This window comes from Candidatus Culexarchaeum yellowstonense (assembly GCF_024707025.1).
Taxonomy (GTDB): Archaea; Thermoproteota; Methanomethylicia; order Culexarchaeales; family Culexarchaeaceae; genus Culexarchaeum.
Window position 1 is genome coordinate 13,962 of record NZ_JANGFQ010000001.1, and the last position, 18,573, is coordinate 32,534.

At 36.6% G+C, this 18,573-nt stretch carries 21 protein-coding genes, 2 tRNA genes and 1 other RNA gene; 18 read left to right on the plus strand and 6 right to left on the minus strand.

Features of this window, described 5'->3' with window-relative positions:
* The first annotated feature begins 4 nt into the window (after positions 1 to 4).
* The 5 genes from MRT15_RS00085 to MRT15_RS00105 are packed head-to-tail and all read left to right on the plus strand — an operon-like array spanning position 5 to position 3,156.
* Positions 5 to 346 (plus strand): RNA polymerase Rpb4 family protein, encoded by a 342-nt coding sequence (locus MRT15_RS00085; protein WP_304326847.1) that lies wholly within the window; start codon positions 5 to 7, stop codon positions 344 to 346.
* Positions 347 to 388: 42 nt separating this feature from the next.
* Entirely contained in the window at positions 389 to 964 is a 576-nt protein-coding gene (locus MRT15_RS00090) for a DUF655 domain-containing protein (RefSeq protein WP_304326848.1), read from the plus strand.
* 5 nt (positions 965 to 969) lie between these two features.
* A complete protein-coding gene (gene rsmA, locus MRT15_RS00095) occupies positions 970 to 1,809 on the plus strand; it encodes a 16S rRNA (adenine(1518)-N(6)/adenine(1519)-N(6))-dimethyltransferase RsmA (RefSeq protein ID WP_304326849.1) in 840 nt (279 codons plus the stop codon).
* A 22-nt stretch (positions 1,810 to 1,831) separates the two neighbouring features.
* The gene (locus MRT15_RS00100) at positions 1,832 to 2,458 is read left to right on the plus strand and encodes a HemK2/MTQ2 family protein methyltransferase (RefSeq protein WP_304326850.1); all 627 of its coding nucleotides are present in this window, start codon (positions 1,832 to 1,834) and stop codon (positions 2,456 to 2,458) included.
* Positions 2,449 to 3,156 carry an RNA methyltransferase gene (locus tag MRT15_RS00105; RefSeq protein ID WP_304326851.1) on the plus strand — a complete coding sequence of 236 codons (708 nt, stop codon included), beginning with the start codon at positions 2,449 to 2,451 and terminating at the stop codon, positions 3,154 to 3,156. The genes MRT15_RS00100 and MRT15_RS00105 overlap by 10 nt, the downstream gene beginning before the upstream one ends.
* Positions 3,157 to 3,165: 9 nt before the next feature.
* Here the strand turns inward: MRT15_RS00105 and MRT15_RS00110 are convergent, their stop codons facing one another.
* Positions 3,166 to 3,429: a hypothetical protein gene (locus MRT15_RS00110; protein ID WP_304326852.1), complete on the minus strand. Its 264-nt coding sequence runs from the start codon at positions 3,427 to 3,429 to the stop codon at positions 3,166 to 3,168.
* Between the two features lie 36 nt (positions 3,430 to 3,465).
* Positions 3,466 to 4,170, minus strand: a complete 705-nt coding sequence (locus MRT15_RS00115) for a nucleotidyltransferase domain-containing protein (protein ID WP_304326853.1) — start codon at positions 4,168 to 4,170, stop codon at positions 3,466 to 3,468.
* Positions 4,171 to 4,227: 57 nt separating this feature from the next.
* Between MRT15_RS00115 and MRT15_RS00120 the strand changes: the two genes are divergently transcribed.
* A complete protein-coding gene (locus MRT15_RS00120; protein ID WP_304326854.1) occupies positions 4,228 to 5,412 on the plus strand; it encodes a site-2 protease family protein in 1,185 nt (394 codons plus the stop codon).
* A gap of 6 nt (positions 5,413 to 5,418) precedes the next feature.
* On the plus strand, positions 5,419 to 6,354 hold the full coding sequence (locus MRT15_RS00125) for a TIGR00269 family protein (protein ID WP_304326855.1): 936 nt from the start codon (positions 5,419 to 5,421) through the stop codon (positions 6,352 to 6,354).
* A gap of 8 nt (positions 6,355 to 6,362) precedes the next feature.
* On the opposite strand, the gene ffs is transcribed toward MRT15_RS00125, so the two are convergent.
* Positions 6,363 to 6,688, minus strand: an RNA gene (gene ffs, locus MRT15_RS00130) — signal recognition particle sRNA.
* A 44-nt stretch (positions 6,689 to 6,732) separates the two neighbouring features.
* Positions 6,733 to 6,843 (minus strand) — tRNA-Ser (locus MRT15_RS00135).
* 60 nt (positions 6,844 to 6,903) lie between these two features.
* Here MRT15_RS00135 and MRT15_RS00140 point away from each other — a divergent pair.
* From MRT15_RS00140 to MRT15_RS00180, 9 genes are all read left to right on the plus strand, one after another.
* Positions 6,904 to 7,353 carry an archease gene (locus tag MRT15_RS00140; RefSeq protein ID WP_304326856.1) on the plus strand — a complete coding sequence of 150 codons (450 nt, stop codon included), beginning with the start codon at positions 6,904 to 6,906 and terminating at the stop codon, positions 7,351 to 7,353.
* 92 nt (positions 7,354 to 7,445) lie between these two features.
* Complete coding sequence (locus tag MRT15_RS00145; RefSeq protein WP_304326857.1) at positions 7,446 to 8,891, plus strand: RtcB family protein; 1,446 nt, start codon at positions 7,446 to 7,448, stop codon at positions 8,889 to 8,891.
* Between the two features lie 37 nt (positions 8,892 to 8,928).
* A complete protein-coding gene (locus tag MRT15_RS00150; RefSeq protein ID WP_304326858.1) occupies positions 8,929 to 9,843 on the plus strand; it encodes a putative RNA uridine N3 methyltransferase in 915 nt (304 codons plus the stop codon).
* 52 nt (positions 9,844 to 9,895) lie between these two features.
* Complete coding sequence (locus MRT15_RS00155; protein ID WP_369684918.1) at positions 9,896 to 10,900, plus strand: 50S ribosomal protein L3; 1,005 nt, start codon at positions 9,896 to 9,898, stop codon at positions 10,898 to 10,900.
* 5 nt (positions 10,901 to 10,905) lie between these two features.
* Positions 10,906 to 11,751, plus strand: a complete 846-nt coding sequence (rpl4p, locus tag MRT15_RS00160) for a 50S ribosomal protein L4 (protein WP_304326860.1) — start codon at positions 10,906 to 10,908, stop codon at positions 11,749 to 11,751.
* A 12-nt stretch (positions 11,752 to 11,763) separates the two neighbouring features.
* Positions 11,764 to 12,024: a 50S ribosomal protein L23 gene (locus tag MRT15_RS00165; RefSeq protein ID WP_369684920.1), complete on the plus strand. Its 261-nt coding sequence runs from the start codon at positions 11,764 to 11,766 to the stop codon at positions 12,022 to 12,024.
* Positions 12,025 to 12,036: 12 nt separating this feature from the next.
* The gene (locus MRT15_RS00170; protein ID WP_304326862.1) at positions 12,037 to 12,777 is read left to right on the plus strand and encodes a 50S ribosomal protein L2; all 741 of its coding nucleotides are present in this window, start codon (positions 12,037 to 12,039) and stop codon (positions 12,775 to 12,777) included.
* A gap of 21 nt (positions 12,778 to 12,798) precedes the next feature.
* Positions 12,799 to 13,056 (plus strand): TRAM domain-containing protein, encoded by a 258-nt coding sequence (locus MRT15_RS00175; protein WP_304326863.1) that lies wholly within the window; start codon positions 12,799 to 12,801, stop codon positions 13,054 to 13,056.
* An 84-nt stretch (positions 13,057 to 13,140) separates the two neighbouring features.
* Positions 13,141 to 13,241, plus strand: a tRNA-Leu gene (locus MRT15_RS00180).
* 195 nt (positions 13,242 to 13,436) lie between these two features.
* Here the strand turns inward: MRT15_RS00180 and nth are convergent.
* Positions 13,437 to 14,111, minus strand: coding sequence for an endonuclease III (nth, locus tag MRT15_RS00185; protein ID WP_304326955.1), 675 nt, complete (start codon positions 14,109 to 14,111; stop codon positions 13,437 to 13,439).
* Between the two features lie 60 nt (positions 14,112 to 14,171).
* The gene (gene dapA, locus MRT15_RS00190; protein ID WP_304326864.1) at positions 14,172 to 15,050 is read right to left on the minus strand and encodes a 4-hydroxy-tetrahydrodipicolinate synthase; all 879 of its coding nucleotides are present in this window, start codon (positions 15,048 to 15,050) and stop codon (positions 14,172 to 14,174) included.
* Between the two features lie 113 nt (positions 15,051 to 15,163).
* Between dapA and MRT15_RS00195 the strand changes: the two genes are divergently transcribed.
* Both MRT15_RS00195 and pheT read left to right on the plus strand, forming a co-directional pair.
* Positions 15,164 to 16,771 carry a phenylalanine--tRNA ligase subunit alpha gene (locus MRT15_RS00195; protein ID WP_304326865.1) on the plus strand — a complete coding sequence of 536 codons (1,608 nt, stop codon included), beginning with the start codon at positions 15,164 to 15,166 and terminating at the stop codon, positions 16,769 to 16,771.
* Positions 16,772 to 18,463, plus strand: coding sequence for a phenylalanine--tRNA ligase subunit beta (pheT, locus tag MRT15_RS00200; protein WP_304326866.1), 1,692 nt, complete (start codon positions 16,772 to 16,774; stop codon positions 18,461 to 18,463).
* The last annotated feature ends 110 nt before the right edge of the window (positions 18,464 to 18,573 follow it).

Here is an 18,573-nt window from a genome sequence, read left to right on the forward strand (position 1 = left end):
TGAGGTGATTTCTATTCCAAGAATCATTTCTGAAAAAATTGAAGTACCCTATGCAATAGTGAAGGATCTTTTGAAAAAGAGAATGGAGAGTGGGAATCTCTCCACACTACAAAATCTCACATTAGATGTATCATCAAAAATAGCTAAGATTGATTCGCAAAAAGCTGAGGATTTAATAAAAAAGTTGGTAGATGAATTTAAATTATCACGATTTTCTGCAGTTCAAATAGCTAACATTCTACCCAAAACTATAGAGGAGTTAAGAGTTCTTACCATAACCGAGGGAAGAGTTCTATTAACTTCTGAATTGCAAAAAATATTGGAAGTTATAAGAAGCTTCTGCTAACAATATCCTTGTTTAATCCAAACTTTTTTTAGGTGTTCTTTCATGTCTTCTTATAGAGGTAAAACCGATAGTTTCTATGAAAATTATGCCTACGTACTTGATTTCCTACCATATGGTCATCCGCTTACTGAGAAGTCTCTCTTTAAAAGTGAGCCAATAGCGCAGGTTATAGGCGCAGATTACTTTGTTTTACTAGAAGTTGTCATAAGACCTAATATGTCAGTTGCCCCCAGAGAGCTTTTGTACATAGGTAAGGGTGTTAGGGATAAAGTATTACGAATTAAACGTAAAATAACATATAATGACTTAACCGCTACTGCTAAGGATGAGCTATTAAATGTGCTTGATATCATTGTAACGCAGCAAGAAAAGAAGTTCGTAAACTTCTTCAATACAGCTGGAGCTTTAACTACAAGAATGCATTCACTTGAATTATTACCAGGGATCGGGAAAAAACATTTATGGATTATCCTAGAAGAAAGGAGGGTCAAGCCATTTGAAAGTTTTGAAGATATACGTTTAAGAGCTAAAATTTCCGATCCAAAGAAGCTGATTATTAAACGTGTTATTTCAGAATTAATAGGGGAGGATAAGTATAGGTTATTTGTGAAAGGTTAGTGGCTATGAGCCTTTTAGCTGAAGTTAAACATATATTAAAACAGTACAATATAAAGCCTAAAAGGAGATTGGGGCAAAATTTCGTTATATGCCCTTCTTTAATTTCAAAAATGATTGATTCGGCAAATATTGAAAGTGATGATGTTGTCTTGGAAGTTGGGGCAGGTCTTGGCTTTTTAACTAGAAAGATAGCTGAAAAGGCTAAAAAGGTCATAGCTGTTGAGATAGATGCTAAACTTGTAAATATCCTAAGGTCAATGTTGAAAGATTTTGAAAATGTAAACATTATACATGCCAATGTTTTGAAATTAAATATTAGTAACGTTGACAAGATAATTTCTAATGTACCCTTTAACATATCTTCACCATTATTGTTTAAGATGGCTCAAGAGATCAAATTCAAATTAGCTGTCTTAACTTTACAGAGAGAGTTTGTAGATAGAATGTTAGCTAAGCCTGGTTCTAAAGATTATGGTAGGTTAAGCGTAACTTCAAACTTCTTTTTTCAAATAGATCTTCTTGAAAATGTATCTAAAAACTGTTTTTACCCACAGCCTGAGGTTGATATTTCTTTAATAAGGTTAACACCCAAAAATGTTTCACTTCAAGATGATGTAAACCTGTTTTTTCTAGATTTTGTTAGAATTATTTTCACTTGTAAGAATAAAAAATTGAGAAACGCTCTAGATATCTATTTTAAATTCAAAAACCTTCCTGGAAAAATATACAATGATACGGTGTGTAAAATACCATTTATTGAGAAAAGAGTTGTAGAGTTGGGCATCGATGAATTATATATGGTAGCATCGCTTTTATATAATCAACTTAATTTTAAGTTGAAGTGAAATAATAAGCCTATAGATCGTTATGAAGCATATACATCGCTTTAATCTTTACGGTTTTGAAATCACAGTATTTCCAAAAGTCTATTGCCCATCTGATGACAGCTTTATGTTTTGTGAATTGATAAAATCGCTTAACAAGGAGTATGAATGTGGACTGGATGTTGGATGTGGTTGTGGCATATTGTCTATGCTTCTAACTAGAGTTTGTAAACATGTGGTTGCAATTGACATAAGTGGTAATGCTACGAGAAACACATGGTATAATGTGAAGCTAAATTCCATACAAAATAAAATATCAATAGTGAGAGGTAATCTTGTAGATCCATTTAAGCCATCAACCTTTGATTTGATCGTTTTTAATCCCCCATACTTACCCGCTGATAAATATGATTTATATATTGATGAGGAGGAGCGGATGGCATGGTGTGGAGGTGTGGATGGTAGATTGATTATAGATCGTTTTATAGATGCTTTTCCTTACATGCTTCGTAAAAATGGTGAACTTCTGCTTTTACAATCTTCTTTATCCAATCCTCAGAAAACTCTTAGTAAATTATATGAAATGGGCTTCGAAGTTTCGGTCGTTCTTGAAAAAAGCTTCTTTTTTGAGAAATTATATTTAATTAGAGCGGTGAGAAGATGGAATTAGAGAGCATATACATCGTTTTAGTTGAACCTGAATATTCAGGTAATGTGGGCTTCGTTGCAAGGGTTATGATGAACTTTGGTTTTAAACATTTAATATTAATAAATCCGAAAATTGATGTTAATGAAGCTTCTATCTATGCTGTTCATGCTAAACCGATATTGGATGACGCTATCGTCCTTGATGACTTAACTAAACTGAAAGATTTTACAGATTTCAATATTGGAACAACAAGTAAACGTGGTCATGATTACAATTTATTAAGAATGGCCATTACGCCTAGAATGCTTGCCGATGCTATTAGCGATGTTCGTGGTAAAATAGGTTTAATTTTTGGTAGGGAAAGTATTGGACTTAAGAATGAGGAATTAAAATTTTGTGATGTCATAGTTACAATACCCACAAGCCACCTATATCCATCCCTCAATCTTAGTCATGCAGTTGCCATAATACTATACGAGCTCTTTCTATCAAAGAGTTCCAGTAAACCTGCTAAGTATAGAGAGTCTTCTCAAATAGAGAAGGAAAAGCTCTTAGAGTATTTTAAGAATATTCTAGATGCCATTAATTATCCTTCACATAAGAGGGAGAGAGCCTTTATAGTGTTCAAACATATTATTGGAAGATCATTTATATCTGGTAGAGAAGCATTTACTTTGATGGGTGTTTTTAGACGAATATTACTTTCTCTTAGCAAGTAATTGTGGATTTCAAGCCAGCAGTTCTGTGATTAACGCCAATACTATTCCACCATATATTAATCTTCTTGCGTAATATTTTTGTATGTTCATACACCACATTATAACTCCAATTATTATCATTGATGAGTATGATGCCCTCCCAATGGTTAACGCTGCGTCTTTTATCATCGAAGTTATCCATATTATATTCTCTTCCACACTCTTTATCCAGTTACTTACAATATCCCTAAACTTTTCTTCTAGACTTTGTGTTACCATAATTAGGTTAATCATTATTTTATCCCTCTTTTCACATAAATATGATACTATTTAAAGGCTGTACCTTCTTCTTAATGCTGGGTTTCTATCTAACATATTTTTAAATACTTCTTCAAAGTTTTCAGCTGGTGACAATATATATTTGAAATAGACTCCTGTTCTTCCAATTTCATCGCGCCTCATTAGTATTCGTTCTCTCTCCTTTACTATATCTATGGAAACACCTAGTATCTTCGCGACATATTCTTCTCTCCCAATTATTGGAGATTCTATATGTCCATCTTCTGTTGGTTCTATTAGTAGGAGGCTTTTCGTAACTCCTGGTTTCCTCCTATTGTTTATAATATCATCTAAATCCACCTCTCCCCCGAATTTGTAAAATTCTCTTTCCAGCCTTCGCATATTCATTAATGGGAATGTTATGATTATGTTATCACTTAACTCTATATGTGCTTTCATTACATGATTAGGTGTGGCTTGGACAAGTTCCTTACCATATATCTTTGCACCTATTTTATCCAATGCTATTTCCACCAAATATGATGGTATTGGATATGGTATGAAAATGTCTATGTCGCTATCCTTATGCACATCACCCCTCGCCAAACTTCCATGCACTACGCAATCAATTCCCATCTTCTTCAAGGCCTCCATAATCTCTCTAGCTTTACTTCTTAAGCTATAAAATAGGCTCCAATGATCTTGATCGTATACAACCTTCTTTGCATCACCTTTAGTGATTACCTTCCTCCTCATACTCTAAGAAGAATTTATCTTATAGTAATTGTTAAGTTTTTGGTTGGTTGTAGTGGCATGATTGGCGACATACTGCTATTCTTAGCTTATCTTTCCATATTTTGGGCAACTTTATTTATACTTTACAAAGTGTTTAAATTGGAAAGATATAATGTTGAGATAAAACCATATCTAGTACTATTATGGAAAACTGAAAAGCTGAACGTGTTTATTTTTAAAGTAGCTAATTATGCAAGAAGATTTTGGAAGGTGCTCTTTACAATAGGTGTTTTTCTGGGTATTGGTGAAGCACTATTTACCTTAAACTTTTTCATAAGCAACATAATCTCCTACTATTCCCGAATGGGTGAAGTTCAACCCATCCTTCCACTAATTCCTGGAATAACCATCTCATTTAATTCTTTACCTTATTTTATCATTTCAGTGGTCTTGGTCTTCTTCTTTCACGAGTTTGCACATGGAATTGCAGCTTTCACCGAGAATGTGAATATTAAGAGTGTAGGTATATTGCTTGCAATGTTCTTGGGAGGAGGTTTTGTTGAACTGGATGAAAATGAAATGAATTCTGCTAAAGTTCTGTCTAAGTTGAGAATACTTGCTTCTGGTTCGGCGGCGAATTTGATAACTGGAATAATCGCACTTTCCATTATTGCAAACTTCTCCTTTTTCATATCCCCATTTTACGGCCCTCCCTCTGGTGTTGTTGTGGTTGAGGTTGTCGATGGGTCACCGGCGCAATTTTATGGAGTTAAAGTTGGGGATGTTATATTGAGGATTAATGGAATTAAAATCAATAATTCTTTATCTTTTTCGAATATACTCAGTTCTATACCAGCTAATTCGAATGTCACATTAACTACACTTCGAGGCGATATTTGTATGATTGGAGGTGCTCATCCAAGCAATGCGTCAAAAGTTTTCCTTGGCGTACGTGTTTTCAATTATTATCCTTCATCCATTCCATTGTTATCATCTCCACTTCTACCCTACTATTACTATAATTTCCTGAATTGGTTTGAGGTTATATCTTTAAGTGCTGCCTTTATAAATATGCTTCCAATATCATTCTTTGATGGAGGACGATTTTTTGAAGTTTTATTTAGTCACAAAACGCTTAATTCAAAGAAAACATTCTTTATGGGCAAATCTGTTGGGATTGGGGAATTGTTTTTGGAAATTTTGAAATTTGCTTCATTGCTTCTACTATTCCTTAACGTTTCGCAATCAATGTTCTTGAGGTGATGTTGATTGAAATGTTCATTTTGTGATAGGCAAGCGGTATATTTTAAGAGGATATCTGGCGTTGCTTACTGCAAGAATTGTTTTATAAAACATGTTGAAGATAGGGTTCGCTGGACTATAAATAAGGGGAAGCTATTTGATTGGAATGATAATATAGTCCTTGCAGTTTCCGGTGGGAAGGATAGTGTTGTTATGATGAAAATTGTTTCTAAGATTGAGAGAAACTTTCCTGATGTGAAATTAACTGCCATTACAATTGATGAGGGATTTAATGGTTATCGTGTGGAAGGAATAAGGATAGCGAAGAAATTTTCAAGCATGTTTGGGGTGGAGCATTTAACTTTTTCATTTAAAGATTTTTACGGATACACACTTAAAGAAATAATTGATATAGCAGAGAAGAAAGGATCACCTTATCATCCATGCACTTATTGTGGTGTTTTAAGGAGGAAGATTCTGAACGTGAAAGGTAGGGAAATTGGTGCAACAAAAATAGCTACAGCCCACAATTTAGATGATGAGGCACAAACCATCTTGATGAATATATTACGTGGAGACATAGGACGGTTAATTGAGTCATTCAGAATAGAATCACAAAAATATGAAGGGTTTATACCTCGTGTAAAGCCTATGAAATATATCCCGGAAAAGGAAATAGCTCTCTATGCATATTATAGTGGAATAGACTTATATTCCAATGAATGTCCATTCTCCAAACTCTCCCTTAGAAGTGAAGTTAGATCCTTCCTGAACGATTATGAAACTAGACATCCAGACGTAAAATTTTCAATCGTCTCATCGTTTGAAGACTTTGTAAACAAAATTATGGGTAAAGAGGATTTAATGAAAATAAAACTAAATAGATGTAAGCATTGTGGTGAGCCAACAACAAGAGAAATATGTAGAGCTTGCGAGTTACTCGAAGATTTAAAGATCCTATAATTAGAGGGGTGGCGGCACGCCGATGCTGGACATCCCATTCAAGTGCTGAAATCCCACATCATACTTAACCCCGCAACCCCATGAACGTGCACGTCCAAGCTTAGGGCCGCTCCATTCCTGGCCTAACCCGGTTCGCTTGGTAAGGGCGATTCAGCTCCTCCTCCGAGGAGCCTATCGCCTCCGTGCACCCCATGGGACGAGGTTTCATCGCTGGGTTGTGGGTTTCAGCACTTGTTGGGATGCCTCGCATCGGCTTCGGCCCGCCATATCGACCATTTGCGGTGCAGGGGGGAACCCCTGCAAGGGTAGGCCGAGCACCCCGCCTAGCCGCCACCCCATTATATTTTTCTTCAACGGCTTTTATTAATTTTATTTGTTTGGCGCCGGGGGCGGGATTTGAACCCGCGAGTCCCCGAAGGGACACAGGCTCTCAAGGCCTGCGCCTTGACCTAGAAAATCCTTCTATTTAGTCCGCTCGGCCACCCCGGCTCTGCATAAATAATTTTCAATTAGATAAAATAAAAATTGTTGTTCTGCTTAGTATTTATTATGTCAGAAATCCATGGTGATCATGGATTTGTCTTTCTTGATCATAAAGCAGATGTTTATGTAATGGCTTTCGGAAAGAGTTTAAATGAGTGCTTTGAATATGCAGCAAAAGCTATGTTTGAAGTCATGACAGATACTTCAAAGATAGAACCATCAATTAGAAGGGAAATTCATGTTAATGGTTTTGACCTTTACTCACTACTATACTCATGGCTTGAGGAATTGTTGTATCTTTTTGATGCTGAAGGATTAGTTTTCTCCTCATTTAATGTTCAGCGTATATCTAAAATTGATGAAGAAAATTATGTGTTAGATGCCATCGTATTTGGAGAAAAATTTGATTCGGCGAAACATGAAAGGAGAACTGTAGTAAAGGCAATTACATATTCTCAAATGGAGATATACAATGAGGATAACAAGTTTGTTGCAAAGTTCCTTTTAGATATTTAGGGTAACTCGGTGTGCGTTAATTTTAAGTTGCCACCTTATGTACAAAAGTTTTTATTGGATCATTACTATCATAGTATTTAGGTGGGGATAATATGGTTAAAATAGAGCGAGTTAATGATTTCACGTGGATTATACCTAAAGATCCAACTATTGGTATGAAGGTTCCTGGCATAGTTTACGCTGATGATGTATTGCTTCAGAAAATGAAGGAAGATAGAACGCTTGAGCAATGTATAAACGTTGCCAAACTTCCCGGGATATACAAATTTTCAATAGTTCTGCCTGATGGACATGAGGGTTATGGTTTTCCAATAGGTGGGGTTGCCGCCTTTGATGCTGAAGAAGGTATTGTGAGTCCTGGTGGCGTAGGTTATGATATCAATTGCGGTGTTAGGTTAATAAGATCAGATCTAAGCTATAACGACATTAAAGATAAGGTAGCACAGCTTCTTGATACCATTTTCATTATGGTTCCATCAGGTGTTGGTTCTGAAGGGAAGATCAGATTATCCACAAATCAGCTTGATGAAGTATTAATGGGGGGTGCTAAATGGGCTGTTGAAAACGGTTATGGCTGGGAGGAAGATGTAAAGAGATGTGAAGCATATGGAGCTTTAGAGAATGCAGATCCAAGTAAGGTTTCAAGTAAAGCTAAAGCTAGAGGAGCTCCACAACTTGGTACTCTTGGGAGTGGAAATCACTTCTTAGAAATACAAGTTGTTGATAAGATATATGATGAGAAGGTAGCTAAGGCCTTCGGTATATTTCATGAAGGACAAATTACTGTGATGATACATACAGGTTCACGTGGACTTGGGCATCAAGTTTGCTCTGATTACCTCGTCATAATGGAAAGAGCCTCTAGAAAGTATAATCTTAGATTTCCAGATAGAGAATTGGTGTATGCGCCAGCTAAAAGTAGGGAGGCTGAAGATTATTTTGCAGCCATGGCTTGTGCGTCAAATTATGCTTGGGCTAATAGACAATTAATATTGCATTGGGTGAGAGAATCGTTTGAAAAGGTTCTAAAGCAATCTGCGGAATCTTTAGGAATGCATATGATATACGATGTGGCACACAATATAGCTAAACTTGAGGATCATAAGGTAAATGGGGAGACGCGTAAAGTTTATGTGCATAGAAAGGGCGCCACTAGAGCATTTCCAGCAGGTCACCCAGAACTACCAGAAGAATACAGAAAGATTGGTCAACCAGTAATAATACCCGGATCCATGGGGACGGCATCCTATCTACTACTGGGCCAGCAAAAGGCTATGGAGATTAGTTTTGGGTCAACGGCGCATGGAGCTGGACGTTTACTCAGCCGTGCACAAGCTTTAAAGCAATTTACAGCCAATGAAATAACTAGAAGATTAGCTAGTAGGGGGATTTTAATAAAAGCAGCTAGTAGGGATGGAATTATAGAAGAGGCTCCTGAAGCATATAAAGATATCGATAGGGTTGCCAGTGTATCCCACAATGTTGGAATAGCTACCCTCGTTGCCAGATTTATACCAATAGCTGTTGCAAAGGGGTGAATCGATCTTTATTATATTATATAATTTTACATGATAAATGTTTTTGGCTATTCACAGCAATGAAGTTGAAATAGTAATGTGGTGTTCCCCTTTGCTTTATCCTGAGAAACGAAGCAAGCCTTTAGCTGTGGCTTTGCCTGCTAGTCTTACTGCTGATCTCCCCCATCTAAGGGAAAAAACCGTTAAAGCTGGGTTGATCGCTAGAACCGCGGCAATATTTAGAGTTGATGAGATAATTATATATGTAGATAAGCATGGCACTGAAGATGAGGGAGAATTATTAGCTAATATATTGAGATATTGTGAAACGCCTCAGTATCTTCGAAAACGAATATATACGATTTCCGCCCTATTTAAATATGTTGGTCTTCTCCCTCCACTGAAAATACCTTCACATACTGTAGCTTCAAGTTTGGATGGTATAAAAGATGGAGATTTTAGAGATGGTGTTGTGATAAAGACTTACAAAGATGGGTCCTTGGTGGATATAGGTTTAGATAAACCATTTCTTGTTCCAAAGAAATTGAAAAGGGGGGAACGTGTTACCGTTAAAATAAACAAAACGAAAGATTCTTTAAAATTGTCCGTGGTGTCACGTGAAGAAGTCAAACTATATTGGGGTTACACAGTTAATTATGAGCATAAGGGGTTAGTGGATTCCATAAAAAGTTTTAATGCCGATCTTGTAATTGCCACTTCTAAGTATGGAGATCCGATCACCAAAGTTTTCAACGACATGAAAGATGCCATTCGAAAAAGCAATAAAATATTAATCTTATTTGGTTCACCTCATGAAGGTCTCTTTGAGATATGCAAACGATTTAAAGTGAATTTATCGGATATTGCGCATTTCATAGTTAATACAATTCCTTTTCAGGGATGTGAAACTGTGAGAACTGAGGAGGCTATGCTTGCCACTTTGAGTATTATCAATATCATGCATTACATTTAAACACGCAAAAGATAAATATATATGATTGTATTTTCCACTTAAAGGTTATCTGGTGGGGGCTTTGGGTCATAGAAAGTATAGTGCTCCAAGAAGAGGATCCTTAGCATTTGCACCTAGAGTTAGAGCTAAGAGTATAATCCCAAGAATTCGATCTTGGCCTAGTGCCAAAGGTGCTGTTAGGATAATGGGATTTGCTGGCTATAAAGTTGGAATGACACATGTAGTTGTTGTTGAAGATAGACCTGGAACTCCAATGTTTGGTAAGGAAGTGGTTAAAGCTGTAACAATTTTAGAGACACCACCCCTATTCGTTGCTGGTATAAGAGTTTATTCGAAGAAGTATGGTACCTTAAGATCATTAACGGAGTTATGGTCTGATAAAATCCCCAAATCTTTAGAGAGAGTTTTCACGTTACCAGAAAAGATTGAACCTCCCTCCATTGATGAATTATACTCAAAATTGAATGAAATAAGTGAAGTTAGATTAATTACATGTACGCAACCAAATAAAGCTGGAATTGGAAAGAAGAAGCCTGAACTCTTTGAAATAAAGGTGGATGGTGGAACATTGAAAGAGCAGTTGGATTTTGCCTTCAAACTACTTGGTTCGGAAATAAATGTAGCTGATGTTTTCAAGGAAGGGCAGTATGTTGATGTGATCTCAGTAACTAAGGGTAAGGGATTTCAAGGTGTGGTTAAACGATTTGGCGTAAAAGTTTTAGGGAGATGGCATAAGCATAGAAAAGGGTCGAGAAAGGTGGGATCCATAGGCCCTGGAACGCCATCAGGCGTTATGTGGACAGTTCCCAGACCTGGGCAGATGGGATTTCACCTCAGGACAGAGTTCAATAAGAGGATACTTAAAATTGGGAAGAGTGGAGAGGAGATTAATGTTAAAGGTGGTTTTTGCCACTACGGTCTAGTCAAAAGCAATTACATTTTGATCGAAGGTTCAGTCCCAGGTCCTCCCAAGAGATTAGTTAAAATTAGACCTGCAATAAGAATGCCAGAAGATTATCAAATTAAGCAACCGAAATTGGTGTACATTAATAGGTGATTCACATGAAAATATATGACTTAAATGGATCTGTGATTGGGGAGATGGAGACCCCATGGTTTTTCCAAATCCCAATTAGGAAGGATATTATCAGAAGAGCCTATATATCATCTTTAACCGCAAGAATTCAACCTCAGGGTAGAGATCCACTTGCTGGAAAACGTACGACTGCTAAAAGTTGGGGTGTAGGCCATGGGGTGGCAAGAGTTCCAAGAGTTAAAGGTTCTGGATATCCTGAAGCTGGGGTGGCTGCCTTTGCAACTATGACCGTTGGCGGTAGGAGTGCTCATGCACCAACTGTTGAAAAGCGTATTCATGAAAAAATAAATAAGAAAGAACGTATCTATGCCATTTTATCAGCATTATCTGCCACGGCAAATGTAACATTCGTATCGGGAAGAGGTCACTTAGTATCATCAATTCCTCAAATACCATTGATAGTTTCTAATGAATTGGAAAAAGTTGAAAAGAGTAAGTCATTTAGAGATATTGCACTTAAATTAGGCTTTTGGGCTGATATTGAGAGGGTTAAAGAGGGTATAAGGATTAGGGCTGGTAAGGGTAAACTTAGGGGTAGAAGATACAAGATTGGTAAAGGCCCCCTAATAGTAGTCTCAAACATTTATCCACTCATAAACTCTGTGAAGAATTTTCCTGGATTGGATGTGGTTAATGCACGTGATTTGAGTGTTGTGCATTTGGCCCCTGGAGGAAACCCTGGTAGACTAACGATTTTCACACAAAGTGCCATAGACATATTAAATGAACGCTTCTCATTGTATAAGGGTAAACATTTATTGTACACAAACATATTTAATTATGAGATTAAATCTCAAAAGGTTGGAGGTTAAGTCATGGAGGATATGGATCCTTGGAAAATAATAATAAGGCCTGTGATATCCGAATCCGCATTAAGGAAGATTGAAACAGAAAATAAACTAACTTTCATTGTTGATAGGAATGCAAATAAACACTTAATTAAGTGGGCTGTAGAAAAATTATTTAATGTGAAAGTAGATAAAGTTAACACGCTTATAACGCCGAAAGGTGAGAAGAAGGCTTATGTCAAACTTAGCTCAGAATATTCAGCTTCAGATGTAGCTTCAAAGATGGGTATACTATAGAGGTGTAATGAAATGGGGAAAAGAATTCTTGTACAGCGTAAAGGTAGAGGCGGGTCAAATTTCAGATCTCCAAAATGGATTAAAGTTGGTCCTGCAAGATATAACACTCCAAGTAAAATTGAATACACATCAAAAATAAATGGAGTTGTAGAGGATCTTTTACATGATCCAGGTAGAGGTTGTCCATTGGCATTAATAAAATTCGAGGATGGTAGTAGGGAGTTGATAGTAGCCCCTGAAGGTATATATGTGGGTAAAAATGTAGCTAAAGGTGTACTTGCAGAAGTAGATGTTGGAAACATACTTCCGGTGGGTAATATTCCAGAGGGAACAAATATTTGCAATGTTGAACTGAGACCTGGAGATGGTGGTAAAATAGCACGTAGATCTGGTGCATACGCAATTGTTGTTGCACACTCTTCCGGTGAAACGGTTATAAAGTTACCTTCAGGTAAGCTAAAAACAATAGACTCTAGGTGTAGAGCCACTATAGGAATAGTTGCTGCGGGAGGAAGAATTGAAAAACCATTCCTAAAAGCTGGAAATAAATATCATTTAATAAAGAGAAAAGCTGTTAAATGGCCTATTGTTAGAGGTAAGGCGATGGTAGCTGCAAGTCATCCACATGGTGGGGGATCCCATCCAAAAGGTGGAACGCCAGTTCCTAGAACAGCTCCTCCAGGACAGAAGGTCGGTATAATCGCTCCCAGAAGAACTGGAAGGAAGAAGGGGGCTCCGAGAAGAGTACGTTAACCTCATTAGACGGGGAAAAATATGGGCAAGAAGAGTTCTAAACGTAAATCTAGCAAAAAGAAAAAGGTATACCTCTTCAGTAGGGTTAATGAAGGAGACGTATACACAGTTGTAATTGAGGATTATTCAGATAAAGGTGAGGGTATAGCAAGAGTTAAAGATACAGCTATATTTATTCCAGGGGCAAAAATTGGAGAGATAGTCAAAGTAAAGATTACTTCAGTGAAATTCAAAAAAGCAAGGGGAGATATAATATCAAGGATAGGCGTAGTCCAATAAACTTGCAAATAAATATACTTTGCTTCAATTAGCAAATAAACAATATTTTTAGGCTATGCTGTGTTAAATTATATCGTATGCATTGCGGGGGTAGCCAAGCCAGGTCAAAGGCGCAGCCCTGAGGAGAATTTCTCTCAGAACGGCTGTCCCGAAGGGGTTCGTGGGTTCAAATCCCACCCCCCGCATCAATTCACCATTAAAGCTATAGCAGCCCCTCTTACTTTCACCAAATATGTATAAACGCTTTTTAGAATAATCCACTACTTATTAAACTGATAATCATAGCTAACTTCGAGGAAACACTACACATCTTTACAGGAACTAACATAACATTAAATCTAATAAAAATTTATTTCTAAATCTTTTAGTGTATCTTTGTTTCATTCACTTGTTGTTTGAGCTGATGGACATAATTCTCTTATAACGCATATTTCACATTTTGGTTTTTTAGCACTGCACACTCTCTTGCCATGTGCTATTAACAGGTTTGAGAAATCGAACCATTCCTCTTTCGGTATTATCTCCATGAGTTCTTTTTCTATTTTGTTTCTATCCTTTTGCGTGGTTAATTTGAATCTATTGGCAAGTCTCATTACATGCGTATCTACAGTTATTCCTTCAACCACATTTAATGCATTTGCCAATACCATATTTGCTGTTTTCCTACCAATGCCTGGTATCTTTGTTAACTCTTCTATTGACTTCGGGATCTCTCCATTATACTTCTCCAATATTATTTTAGCTATTGACTTTATCCTTTGTGCTTTCTTACGGTAAAAGTTTATCGGTTTCAATATTTCTTCAAGTTCTCTATCATCAGCTTCAGCGTAATCTTTTATTGACCTATATCTTTGAAATAATACTTTTGTTACTTCATTTACTCTCGCATCTGGTGTCTGTGCGGCTAATACTGTTGCAACTAACAATTCCCATGCATTGCTAAAATTCAGTTCAGTCCCCTTTACATCTGGATATGCCTGCTTTAGCAATGATAAAATCTTCTGAGCTCTTTCCTTCAATTCAGCAATATTTTTACTTTGCTCATTTTCCTCCATCTTCGGCAATCACCAATTCAATCATCTATTTAAAAATAAAATTTAAATAAGTTTTACTCTTCACAAGTACTTTGATAGTATTTCTCTTACATAGTTCATTTCATTGTCATTTAATGGTAGTGATGGTCTTCTTGGATATCCTGCATTAATATTCCTTACATTCATGCAGGCTTTTACTGCTGAAAGCTGATTGAATCTTCTAAGAGCATTCCATATGGCATTTATTTTCAATTGGATTTTTGCAGCTTCTCCATATCTTTTCATAATGAAGTCATTATAGAGTTTCACTGTGAGTTCTGGTATGAAATTCGCTACAGCTACTATTGCTCCTTTCCCTCCAAGCATTAATGTTGGCAATATAAATTCGGCAGTCCCAGACAATACGCTAATTTTGTCCCCCACGGTTCTTATGGTTTCTGATATGTGAAGCATGTTTCCAGTACTATCCTTTATACCTATAATATTGCTGTACTCTTTTACAAGTTTTTCCACTACACTTACATCCATGCTATATCCAGTGAATTTTGGTACATCATATAGTAGTATTGGTGCATCCACTTTACTTAGTACTTCTGAATAATGGGCTATTAATTCATTTGATGATAGTGGGAAGTAGTAGGGTGTAACTATTATTAGTGCATCCACTCCTCCTAAATCTAAAATCTCTTTAGAGAATTTTATTGTTTCATATGTGCTCGGTGCTCCTGTTCCCACTATAACCTTCACTCTTCCATTAACATAGTCAATTACATCTTTCACTACAGATATCTTCTCCTCGTAAGTTAGGTATGGGAATTCCCCATTACTACCTAATGTTACAAGGCCGTTAACTCCACTATTGATCCAAAACTCTATGCATTTTTTCAGTGCTTCTCTATCTATTTCCCCATCATGTTTGAATGGTGTGACATGTGGTACATATATCCCTTTTATCTCCATGATATAATTTCCCTATTGTAAATTCTATTTAAGAATTTTGTTTACGTATTGTACTTAAAACCTTATAAACTGGGAAGACTGTTAATGAATAAATATATAAAAGGAGAGTTAAAATGTGTAGTATGGGAGGGAGTAATGGAGCTCCAATTTCAATAGACCTTCTTCAAAAAATCATAGGGATGCTTCATCCAATTGAAATGAAAGTTTTGATTGCCTTAGAGACTTCCCATACATTAAAAGATGTTTCTGAGAAAACTGGGTTATCAGTGGACTCCGTGTTATGGGCTCTTGAATCTCTAAAGGTCAAGAATCTAATATCAGTAGAAGAAGTTCTTACATCCATATATGAATTGGATGTGGAAGGAGAGGAATACTTAAAGCAACTATTTCCAGAGCAACGGGTTATCAAGAAATTGATTGAGCATGGTGGTGCATCTTTAATTGAAGATCTTCAATTGAGTGAAGCTGAATTAAAGATAGGATTAAGTTGGGCTGTGAAATTGGGTTGGATTTCTATTGAAAAAGTGAATGGAAATAGACTTGTAAAATTGAAGGTTGAAAATGCTACCGACCTACTAAACAATTATCCTCCATACATATTATTAAGTAAAATTAATAATGGCTTTCCACTTTCTAAGGAAGACCTTGTTTTGCTGGGATCTCTGAGGAAGAGAGGGAGGATTATTAAGGATAGAAGTGTAAAGGAAGTTAAAGCCTCATTAACTCAAGTTGGCTTAAAAGCTTTGAGTATGATTAAGGAGCTTTTCTCAATTCGTAATGTATTGGACATTAAAAACATAAAAATAGTTAATGAACTTACAAGGGACATTATAGTTTCTGGGGAGTGGTCTAATCTTTACTTTAGACCTTATGATGTCTCCGCTCCTGTAAAGAAACTTATTTTTGGGAAGAAGCATCCATATAGGGAGATAATAGATGAAATTCGAGAAATACTTATAGGATTGGGATTTGAAGAGGTTACTAGTCCACCAATAGAAGTCAACTTCTGGAATACAGATGCCCTCTTCATGCCCTCAGATCATCCTGCAAGAGATATACATGATGTCTTCTATGTTGATTATAAACAAATGAATTTAGATAAAGTCTGCGAGAGGGAAATATGGGAGCGTGTTAAAGCTACTCATGAAAACGGCTGGGAAACTGGTTCGAAAGGCTGGGGTTACTGGGATCCTGAACTCGCTTTAAAACGTATATTGAGGAGTCAGACTACAGCAGTATCTGTGCGTTGTTTATCTCAGTTAAGTGACTCTGATTTGCCGAAGAAGATATTTACGATTGACAGAAATTATAGGCCTGATAAAATCGATGCAACTCATTTAATGGAATTTAATCAGTGTGAGGGTATAGTTGTATCATATGATGTTAATTTTAAACATTTGCTGGGCTTCTTAAAAACTATTGCGGAAGCCTTTGGCATAAAGGAGGTTAAATTTCAGCCAGCATATTTCCCATTCACGGAACCCAGTGTTGTTGGGTACATTAAACATGATAAATTGGGTTGGATTGAAGCATTACCTGCAGGGATTTTCAGACCTGAGGTCACGTACCCACTTGGAATTAAAGCTACAGTTCTTGCTTGGGGACTTGGGATAGATAGATTGGCTATGGTGGCTCTCGGAATAGAAGATATACGACTACTTTTCTCCAATGACTTAGATTGGCTAAGATCAAAGAGAATTCCAACATTGTGGGGGGTCTAAATGCCCACCTTAAGTTTCAATATAAATGATTTGATGAAGTTTAGTCGTGTGGAAAGTGTTGAAAAGATATTTTATGCTATACGGCAATTTAAGGGGGAAATTAAAAACGTTGAGGGGGAAGAGGTCATAGTTGAACTTGAGCCTGATCGCCCCGATCTCTTAAGCGTTGAGGGGTTATCCAGAGCTATAAGAAACTTCTTTGAAATCGAGTTAAGTTGCACTACATATGCTCTCTTGTCTTCAAATAAACCTTGCGTGGAGGTTTACGTTAAAGATGCTCAGACACGCCCATATATAGCGTGCGCAATAATTAGAAATTTAACTATTGACAGTGCTTTCATAAAGAGTTTAATGAACATGCAAGAGGCTTTACATATAACTTTAGGTAGGAATAGAAGGAAGGTTGCTATAGGAATACATGATTATGACAAAATAACGCCACCAATAATATATACTGAAGTGAATGGAGATGAAAAGATGGTTCCATTAGATATGGAGGAGGAGCTGTCTCTTAAAGAAATATTGGTTAAGCATCCTAAGGGTAAAGCTTATTCTGCACTTGTAAAGGGGACTTATCCAGTATACATTGATGGGAAAGGTATTTTCAGCTTTCCTCCTATAATAAATGGAGCACGTACTAGAGTAAATGAATCCACGAAGAATCTATTTATAGAATTGACTGGAACCGATGAGAAATCTGTTGAACAAACATTAAATGTGCTTGTCTGTAACATTCTTGAGAGAGGCGGCATTGTGGAGAGGGTTTCCATTAAATATCCCAATTTTAGCAAAATAACCCCCGATTTAACGCCTAAACAAATGCACGTCAATGTTGAGATGTTCAATAAACTTACTGGTTTGAGGATAAACCTAAATGAAGCTTTAACACTACTGAGGAGAATGGGTTATGGAGCTGAAGTGGTAAATCACAGAGAGGTCAAGGTCATTATACCCCCATATAGAGTTGACATTCTTCATCCCGTTGATATTATTGAAGATATGCTGATCTCTTATGGATATGAGAATATAACTCCCGAACTCCCATCAATAATGACTGTTGGGAAACCATCATTGATAGAAGTTTTAGAAGGAAAAATCAGAGGAATACTCATTGGAATGGGCTTTCAGGAGGTAATGACCTTTACATTAACAAATGTTGCCAATCAAACAACCCTAATGAATATCACTAATGCAAATGTATTGAGATTAGTGAATCCAGTTAGTGAAGAGTACAATTGTTACCGATTTTGGATAACTCCGAATCTACTACGCTTCCTTTCACAAAATAAACATTCTGCTTATCCTCAAAAAATATTTGAAATAGGGTATGTGGCAATACCGTCGGAAGATGACATTTATGTTCAGAGAAATACTGCCATTGCTATTTCAGCCTCAAAGGCTACATTTACAGATGCTAAGGAAGTTTTGACGTCATTAATGGATGGGCTTGGAGTCGAGGCATCCCTAGAGCAGTATAATCATCCATCATTTATAAGTGGCAGAGTTGCTGTTGTGAAAGTTAAAAATAGATGCATTGGCTTAATAGGTGAAATTCATCCAAAAGTTTTAATTAATTTTAACATTGAAATGCCAGTATCTATTTTGGAGTTTACCCATTGCCAACCAACTTTCCCTCTTAAAGGCGTCAAAGTGAAAACGTTTAAAGACGATTTAACAGCGAAATGGCTTTAACAAAGAATAAATATTATTTTACAATAATTTATTTTTAAAGGTGAAAAGCGCTTTGTATACATGTCCAATATGTGGAGCTAAAGTTAATGAAATATACAAGTGTGAAATGT

Excerpts from the sequence above, each read along its gene's own strand:
- MRT15_RS00100 (WP_304326850.1), top strand. The coding sequence starts at position 1,832 with ATGAAGCATATACATCGCTTTAATCTTTACGGTTTTGAAATCACAGTA.
- MRT15_RS00170 (WP_304326862.1), top strand. The coding sequence starts at position 12,037 with ATGGGGAAAAGAATTCTTGTACAGCGTAAAGGTAGAGGCGGGTCAAAT.
- MRT15_RS00105 (WP_304326851.1), top strand. The coding sequence starts at position 2,449 with ATGGAATTAGAGAGCATATACATCGTTTTAGTTGAACCTGAATATTCA.
- MRT15_RS00175 (WP_304326863.1), top strand. The coding sequence starts at position 12,799 with ATGGGCAAGAAGAGTTCTAAACGTAAATCTAGCAAAAAGAAAAAGGTA.
- MRT15_RS00140 (WP_304326856.1), top strand. The coding sequence starts at position 6,904 with ATGTCAGAAATCCATGGTGATCATGGATTTGTCTTTCTTGATCATAAA.
- pheT (WP_304326866.1), top strand. The coding sequence starts at position 16,772 with ATGCCCACCTTAAGTTTCAATATAAATGATTTGATGAAGTTTAGTCGT.
- MRT15_RS00110 (WP_304326852.1), bottom strand. The coding sequence starts at position 3,429 with ATGATTAACCTAATTATGGTAACACAAAGTCTAGAAGAAAAGTTTAGG.
- MRT15_RS00195 (WP_304326865.1), top strand. The coding sequence starts at position 15,164 with ATGTGTAGTATGGGAGGGAGTAATGGAGCTCCAATTTCAATAGACCTT.
- rsmA (WP_304326849.1), top strand. The coding sequence starts at position 970 with ATGAGCCTTTTAGCTGAAGTTAAACATATATTAAAACAGTACAATATA.
- MRT15_RS00150 (WP_304326858.1), top strand. The coding sequence starts at position 8,929 with ATGTTTTTGGCTATTCACAGCAATGAAGTTGAAATAGTAATGTGGTGT.
- dapA (WP_304326864.1), bottom strand. The coding sequence starts at position 15,050 with ATGGAGATAAAAGGGATATATGTACCACATGTCACACCATTCAAACAT.
- nth (WP_304326955.1), bottom strand. The coding sequence starts at position 14,111 with ATGGAGGAAAATGAGCAAAGTAAAAATATTGCTGAATTGAAGGAAAGA.
- MRT15_RS00145 (WP_304326857.1), top strand. The coding sequence starts at position 7,446 with ATGGTTAAAATAGAGCGAGTTAATGATTTCACGTGGATTATACCTAAA.
- MRT15_RS00165 (WP_369684920.1), top strand. The coding sequence starts at position 11,764 with ATGGATCCTTGGAAAATAATAATAAGGCCTGTGATATCCGAATCCGCA.
- MRT15_RS00115 (WP_304326853.1), bottom strand. The coding sequence starts at position 4,170 with ATGAGGAGGAAGGTAATCACTAAAGGTGATGCAAAGAAGGTTGTATAC.
- rpl4p (WP_304326860.1), top strand. The coding sequence starts at position 10,906 with ATGAAAATATATGACTTAAATGGATCTGTGATTGGGGAGATGGAGACC.
- MRT15_RS00120 (WP_304326854.1), top strand. The coding sequence starts at position 4,228 with ATGATTGGCGACATACTGCTATTCTTAGCTTATCTTTCCATATTTTGG.
- MRT15_RS00090 (WP_304326848.1), top strand. The coding sequence starts at position 389 with ATGTCTTCTTATAGAGGTAAAACCGATAGTTTCTATGAAAATTATGCC.